Source organism: Aromatoleum toluclasticum ATCC 700605, from assembly GCF_000378245.1.
GTDB classification, from domain to species: Bacteria; Pseudomonadota; Gammaproteobacteria; order Burkholderiales; family Rhodocyclaceae; genus Aromatoleum; species Aromatoleum toluclasticum.
Genome location: NZ_KB899527.1, coordinates 1 through 4,960 on the forward strand (window position 1 = coordinate 1; position 4,960 = coordinate 4,960).

The 4,960-nt window shown below is 52.2% G+C and carries 6 protein-coding genes and 1 pseudogene; 1 reads left to right on the forward strand and 6 read right to left on the reverse strand.

Features of this window, described 5'->3' with window-relative positions; all coding sequences use genetic code 11:
• Window positions 1–602: 602 nt before the first annotated feature.
• The 6 genes from F464_RS0127515 to F464_RS0127535 all read right to left on the reverse strand — a co-directional run bounded on the left by F464_RS0127515 (window position 603) and on the right by F464_RS0127535 (window position 4,548).
• Complete coding sequence (locus tag F464_RS0127515) at window positions 603–923, reverse strand: hypothetical protein (RefSeq protein ID WP_018993088.1); 321 nt, start codon at window positions 921–923, stop codon at window positions 603–605.
• Window positions 924–1,026: 103 nt separating this feature from the next.
• Window positions 1,027–1,833, reverse strand: a complete 807-nt coding sequence (locus tag F464_RS0127520; RefSeq protein ID WP_026296380.1) for a hypothetical protein — start codon at window positions 1,831–1,833, stop codon at window positions 1,027–1,029.
• A gap of 107 nt (window positions 1,834–1,940) precedes the next feature.
• Window positions 1,941–2,486 carry a hypothetical protein gene (locus tag F464_RS0127525; protein ID WP_157354284.1) on the reverse strand — a complete coding sequence of 182 codons (546 nt, stop codon included), beginning with the start codon at window positions 2,484–2,486 and terminating at the stop codon, window positions 1,941–1,943.
• 72 nt (window positions 2,487–2,558) lie between these two features.
• Window positions 2,559–3,056 (reverse strand): hypothetical protein, encoded by a 498-nt coding sequence (locus F464_RS30150; RefSeq protein ID WP_018993091.1) that lies wholly within the window; start codon window positions 3,054–3,056, stop codon window positions 2,559–2,561.
• Between the two features lie 91 nt (window positions 3,057–3,147).
• A complete protein-coding gene (locus F464_RS31265) occupies window positions 3,148–3,663 on the reverse strand; it encodes a hypothetical protein (RefSeq protein WP_157354286.1) in 516 nt (171 codons plus the stop codon).
• Between the two features lie 669 nt (window positions 3,664–4,332).
• Window positions 4,333–4,548 (reverse strand): hypothetical protein, encoded by a 216-nt coding sequence (locus tag F464_RS0127535; RefSeq protein ID WP_018993092.1) that lies wholly within the window; start codon window positions 4,546–4,548, stop codon window positions 4,333–4,335.
• Window positions 4,549–4,776: 228 nt separating this feature from the next.
• Between F464_RS0127535 and F464_RS0127540 the strand changes: the two are divergent.
• Window positions 4,777–4,960: pseudogene (locus tag F464_RS0127540) on the forward strand (IS110 family transposase); the annotation flags it as partial.

Below are 4,960 nucleotides of genomic sequence, written 5' to 3' on the forward strand. Positions count from 1 at the left end.
ATGCCGCCGCCGGCGAGCGCGCACAAGAACATAGCGAGCGCGCACAGAAAGGTGCGATAAATATGGGCGGTAACAGCAGCCATAAATCGAGCGCCTAACGTAGAAGTGAGCGGACTGCGCGGCTTTTTGCGCAGGTCCGCTCGACTGCCGTGTTGGGCGTAAGGCTATCCATGGAAGAACCAAGGCCAAGGAATGGAAATAAATAGCTTATTAGCGGAGACGGTCAGGAGCGCTCCAATGAAAAGGCAGATTGGCCCGCCCAAAGCAAAATAGGCAAACCGAAGGGCAGACGACGAGTCCGTCAGGTAGCGCCTATATCCGTTGAGAAGTACACATACGAGCAACGAGGTAAGACCAAGAATTGCACTCGCGGATATTGCGACTGCAAAGATTGTTTCGAGGTTTAGCGCGTCTGACCCTTTCAACCAAAGTAGGGAAACGCCGGTGATAGACGCCAGTGATCCGAGGAGGTTTAGGACTTCGCTGAATGAGAGGCGGGTATTCACGATTGTTATGCCCAACGTAAAAGTGAGGGGCAGCCGGAGCGCGTAGCGCGGAGGGCACCAAAAGCGTAGCTTTTGGCTGTCCCCTCGACTGCCGGGTTAGCCATTTTGCTCGCCAAGGCTATGTTTGACCTTCACGGTGAGGGGCCTGAATTTCGAGTACGCCCAAAGACCAAAGGACATGAACGTTCCGACGAACAGCGTGAAAACGAATGAAGTAAAGATGCCCATAAGTGGCCCAGCAACAAAAGCCGAAATGCCGTGAATATGCTCGTTGTTCCAAGTGACGGTATTTGCGCCAAACAACGCGAAAAGCCCCATAAGGGCACAAAACGGAACAACTGAGAGCAGTAGCCCAAGCGCGACCAACTTGAAGATGCTTTTTACCGCAAGGCGTTCAACCGTAATTTCTTGAAACATGCATGTTCCTCTGGGCAATGGCTAACGTCTGCCTTCAGCGGACGGAAAGAAGCGCAGCTTCTTGACGGTCCGCTGCAAGCACTTGTTGGGCATTGTCCACCTCCTAGAAAACCGTCTTGATGACTTTCTTAACGCCAGAAAGCAGATCTGTTACTTGCTCAGGCGTCGGGTCTGGCGTCTTGGCGTGATCGCAAATATTCCGAATATCGGCAAGGTGCTGAATGAATCGCCATTGAGGGATGTCAATTACACCTCCAGCCTTAAGTGATTCATTGAAATCACTAATCGTTGGGTTCTTCTTGCCTATTGGTATTTGACGATCGGTACATACTTGTCCCAGATGGCGCTCAAGCACGACCCCTGCTATCGCTCCCGCTGCTCGGAAGAACTTCGACTTGGCAAGGTGCTCTGCGGCCTCTAGCTCGGAATCCATCAGGTCAGCTTGGACCATGCTACGAATATCAAATAATGAGCTCTCAAACCTTGCTTGTGCCGCTTCAACAATGGCTAGCTGCTGACGGAAGTGAGGAATTGCGGCGTCTCGCTCAACGACTTTCTCCTTGTACGCGCCTCGAGTGACTCTCAGGCCTTGGAGATAGTCTTCAATCCGGTAGCTTTCGTAAGTGATCTCTTTACGTGTCTTGGGCTTTTCGTAGTGGCGGCAAAAGTCCATGACTCGATCAGGCAGGACTTGGCGCAGTAGAGCCAGAGCCTCGGAATACCAGCGTTGATATTCATTACCAAAAGAGGGGAGGCTTTTGATGAATTCGTCCGCCTTCTCCTTCAACTCTTTTCTTAACTGAGCTTTGAAATCATTAATGCACTCAAGCTGCATAGCTATGTGCAATGAATTTCCGCTCGATATGAGCTTGGCGAGGTCGGTCTTAAATCGATCTATATTGGATGGCATGTCGTATCAGATGTTAGCTGTGGAGCCTCATAGTGCCCAACGACAACCTTCAGCGGACGGCAAAATGCTCAGCATTTTGACGGTCCGCTGCAAGCACTTGTTGGCCCTCATATGCACACCTCAGCAATTTGCTCCTCGAGCATCTTTAGAATTATCTCTCCCGGCGTCTCATCAATGACAATATTGTTCCCACAAGCGCGATACGCCTTTAGAAGCTCGAGCAGCCAAGCCCGATAAAGATAGGCGGAATGTAACGCCCAAGTTAAGTCGGGGATATCTGTGAGCGGTGAACGATGATCGAAGTGTGCCAGCCAGTTGTTTCTTGTGCTAACCATCGCCGCATGATAGGAGGACCACTGTTCTTCTTCGATGCCGATGTAGGCACAGATAACCTCCCGATCGAATGGTTTTAGCGGGATTCCGGATGGAATGGGGAGCAAGCCGGTGAACGCCTTCCAGTGTGCCTGTTGCGAGTCTGTACCGAACAACTGATTCCAAGTAACGACTGCGTCCGCGTAGCACATGTCCATGATGCTCAGCCACGCCGCCTTGATGCTTTTACGGCGCGCGATGTAATTGCCATACACGCATGCACGGATGCAGTCGTGGGTCAAACCAAACTGAACTTCGATGCGATCGACGTGTGTGGTCATCTTTGTGGCCAACGCGAAGCTCAGCGGCGGCAAAAAGGCGGTAGCCTTTTTGCCGTCCGATGGAGCGGCTGGTTATGCATGCACGAGTTCCCGAAGGGCCGCAAGCTTGGGCTCGATGTCTTTCACCCATTTGGGCCCAAGGGTGTGAAACTCGTGCACGAACACGTTCGCAGCGCCTCTATCGAATAGCCCGCGGGCTGCGACGCCTTTGTGCAGCATCATCAAGGTGGGCTTGTTCAGCATGATTGAGATGGCTGCCTCGATCTGGTTCCACTCCGTCGGGAGGGAGAAACTCTTCTCAATTTTTTCGCTCTTCATGGTGCCTGACTCAACCCTGATCTGTGGAAGACCAAGGACGATGGTGCATTGGCACTTATTCATCAAGTTCACGACGTGCTGGAACGGCGTCGCAATCGGGACGACGTCCTTGCCAATGGTCCTGGGACGGAACCCTTGCTCCTCCAGAAGGGGGTAGAAGGAGGCGAACTGCTTCTCGACATGATCGGGGACCCAGTTTGGCCTTGAGAGAAAGACATCAATTAACGGCATATGCTGCCATTCTGATTGCATAACGTTTGAATTCAGCGGACGGCAAAAGCGCAGCTCTTGACGGTCCGCTGGAATGATTTGTTGGGCATCTCGCAGATATTTAGCATGCCATTCATTGTTTACATATGTCTTTTAAAGGGCCCCGGAATTCCGGTGGTGATATATGTGTGATGCAGGCCAACGTGGGTTTTGTCTCACCAGATAATCGTGAAACATCAACGACGGCATAAGTAGGTTTGTTTCCTCCAAGAACGTACGCCATGTATCTTGATGGCATTGGTTCCCCGGGTGCTTTATAACTGGCCTTCGATACCGCGTGTTTGAAATCTCCAACCTCACGAATTACATCCTTATTGGTTTTGACAAAATCAAGAACCAGTGCCCATTCTTTTTTTTCTTTGTCGGATAGAGTCACCTTGCATATGTTTTCACCGTTATCGCATTGTTCCTGCAATTTTGTGCCCTGCTCTTTACAAGCGGCCATGTCGGTGTTTGTCTTAACATTTTCCATGCATTTTTGCCATTCACGCAGCGCAGCCTGCCGGCACTCGATGCATGGATTTTCAGCGAATGCGGATATTGAAGAAAATATGACGACAAGTAATAGTGCTACGGATTTGATTTTCATATCGAGAAACCCCTAATACGAGCAAATAAGGACGACGTTTTAGCTACGCCCAACGCTGGCCTTCAGCGGACGACAAAAAGCGGAGCTTTTTGACGGTCCGCTGCAAGCACTTGTTGGCAATATGATCAAATTTTCTCAAAGCGCATTCTCCGATTAAGAGGACCGGCGCACACTTAAACCCACGACAGCAAAGAGCAGCGCAACACAACCCCAGAAAACAGCCGGCCCTCGCATGCCGAGGGCGGAATACGCTGCATCGTAGAACAGCGCGAGGCGACCGCTAAATGGCGGCAGCGATGGGTTTAGGTAATTTGCAACCGCCATGATTCCAGCCGCGGCGCTTACGCCCAACCACCCGAGAAAATTTGAATTGGTGCGGGGGGTCCATCCGTTGACGAATGCCTCTCGCGATACTGGCTCGAGCTTTGAAGCCGATAGGCGACGCCGGTCCCAAACAATAAATGCCCATAAAGCAAGCATTGCTCCGAGAAAAATCAGGATTGCCATATCAGTTGATTGGGCTTTTCTTGCCAACGTAGAAGTGAGGGGCAGCCGGAGCGCGAAGCGCGGAGGGGACCAAAAGCATCGCTTTTGGCTGTCCCCTCGACTGCCGGGTTAGACGGTATGCACAATGTTTTGGCGCATTTACACGGCATCTATTAGCGTTCTTTAGTCAAGAAGGCCGCGAACTAAGCCAAGCGCGCCCGCGCCGATAACCACCGCGCCAATAGTGAAGATTGCCAGAATGACCTCCCCAAATTGCGAGACGGTGTAGCGCCATATGCGTGAGTTGAAGCGATTCTCCAACCCGGCGGCATCCAAGAGCCGGCGACCGATCGCATAGCCAATAATCGCCACGATTGTGCCGCCCACGATCCTAAGCATTACCCATCCAATATTTGCAACGTCTTGCATTTTTTTTGGATTGTCTAACGAATTAGCTAACCGGCAGCCAAAAAGCGTAGCTTTTGGCTGTCCAGCGACCGAAGGGAGCGGGGTTGAGCGACTACAAAGGGACTTCCCACTTCCGCCGGCGGCCTTTGCCGCCCGGCATCGAAGTGCCAAGATTGAATTGCTGAAGCTCAATCTGAAGTGGCGAAAGGGGAAGTCCAAATGAATACTACGACGGTCGGCGTGGATCTGGCAAAGAACGTGTTCGTGGCCTGCGTGGCCGATGGCGCGGGGCGCGTGATCGAGACGCGGGAGTTCAATCGATCGGGGTTCGTGGCGTGGCTGGCGACGCTGCCGCAAGGTGCCGTGGTCGGGATGGAAGCCTGTGGCGGTGCGCATTGCTGGG